1 protein-coding gene is annotated in these 2,125 nt (G+C 29.1%); it reads left to right on the forward strand.

The genetic code is table 11. The features are described 5' to 3' along the window. Positions 1 to 94 precede the first annotated feature (94 nt). Positions 95 to 1,267, forward strand: a complete 1,173-nt coding sequence (locus ABZA26_RS13530; RefSeq protein WP_372715025.1) for a PucR family transcriptional regulator — start codon at positions 95 to 97, stop codon at positions 1,265 to 1,267. The last annotated feature ends 858 nt before the right edge of the window (positions 1,268 to 2,125 follow it).

Genomic DNA, 2,125 nt, shown 5'->3' on the forward strand with positions numbered 1-2,125 from the left:
GATCGCTAAAATATTTATTTTTTAGTATATTAAAATTACGAAGATATATATTTTTAACTATTTTTGAAAAGTGTTTATATTTCGGAGGTAAAGAATGGCCATAAAATTGAGCGAATTATATGATACTACCAATAAAAAAGATATAAAATTAGTTGCCGGAAAAGGAGGGATGGATAATGTAGTAAGATGGGCACATATGATCGAAGGTATCGAGATATCTACTTTTTTAGAGGGACAAGAACTCTCATTTATAACGGGGATTGCCCTGGAAAAAGAAGAGGGGCTCTTTGAATTGGTCAAACACACATATTACAACCATGCCAGTGGTATGGTTATTAACATTGGTCCCTATATTAAAAGTATTCCCGACGAGGTTATAGAGTTTTGCAACGAACACAACTTCCCTCTTTTTGAGATTCCGTGGCATGTATATATGTCAAATTTTATAAAAAGTTTCTGCTATCAAATCACAATATCAGACAGGATCAACATAGAATTATCTGCAGCTGTTAAAAATGCGATATTTCTTCCTGAACAAGAGAATTTATATGTACCTCAATTTGAAATGAACAATTTTAATTCCGACTGGGAATACGGTATTTCACTTATTAAAATATTGGAAAAATCCACCGGAAAAGTAATAGATGAAAAAAGACGGTCCAAGCTGTTGAAAGCAATAGAAAACATGGTTACTTTTACTTATGAAAGAACTTTTGCTTTTGAATTAGAAGGCAAGTTTGTTTTAGTATTTGCCCAGTATAGTGAAAAAGAAATCAGTAATATTATAGAAAAAGTAAATAAGAAATTTACAGAATTATTAAATAAAAATGAAGAAAGATATTTTTCCATTGGAGAGAATACCCAAAATATTAAACGTCTGTCAAAAAGCTATCGTAAAGCTATGAACATTTTAAAACTTCAGGAAAAAAAAGGTAAGAGTGGTGAAATAGGTATATACAGTGACTTAGGTTTATATAAGTTACTATTATCGCTGGAAGATAAAGCTGTTATGAAGGAATACTATAAGGAAACAATAGAACCCCTGGTCAAGCATGATGAGCTTAACGGGACAGACTACATGCTGGTGCTCGAAACCTATTTAAAGCACAGCGGAAGTGTAAAAGAGGTGGCATCGCAACTTTTTTATCACAGGAATACCATTAACTATAAGCTGGCTAAAATACAAGAAATACTTTCCTGTGACTTGTCACACCTTAATACAAGAGTTATTTATAGTGTCGCTCTGATGCTGAGAGATGTCATGTGAATAAAAAAAGTACCCGACAAGATTATTTGGCGGGTACTTTTTTTTATTCACTTATTTTGTTGATATATCTTATCTGATCAGTAAAATCCTAATGCTAAAATATAAATATTTTTAGAGTGAGCTTAAAATTAGTTTTTGTTATCAGAATTAATCAATTTTTCCATTTTCTTAAACATAACTATACATGCTGAACATTTTGAGACTAAGCCTTCTGATATACATTTTTTACACATTTTAAAACCCCCTCAATTTTTCTAATTTATCCCATATGAGATAGTTTAGTTTTTTTTTAGTGGAAATACAATATGTGCAAACCTAAAAAAAACTGTGCTTCAGCACAGTTTTTAGTTGCTGTTCAAAAATTAAGCTATTTTGTGATTAATCTTAATATATAAATCAATTACTGTGCATTTATTAAAAACAGTTGTAGTAAAATTTTGGTAAAACATAAGAGGCTGACTGTTTTTTTATTTTGTTGTGCTGAAACCCAATAAAATTAGAGCCAGCATACATTGTAAATTTCATACCAAAGTTTTAAAATATGAAAATTGAAATAATATTTAAAAGAAAAATTAAAAGCGGGAGGTAGTCAAAAAAGCCGTCAACTCATAAAAAGAAGAAAAAAAATCATTTCATTTTTTTTTGAAAGAAAAACATTCAAAAGTTATTGACTTGGGAAATTTTACCTGGTATTATTGGAATGAAAATAAAAGTGTATAACTAAAAATTCAAAGTTATGAAAAGTTTTTAAATATTTTTTAAATTATATATACATTTTAAAATGTGAGTTATTCAGTAGATTATTGGTTTTTACTTAGTGTGATTTAATTTATGGAGGGATTGAAATGACTAAATTCA

It is taken from the genome of Ilyobacter sp. (assembly GCF_041583315.1).
Classification (GTDB): domain Bacteria; phylum Fusobacteriota; class Fusobacteriia; order Fusobacteriales; family Fusobacteriaceae; genus Ilyobacter.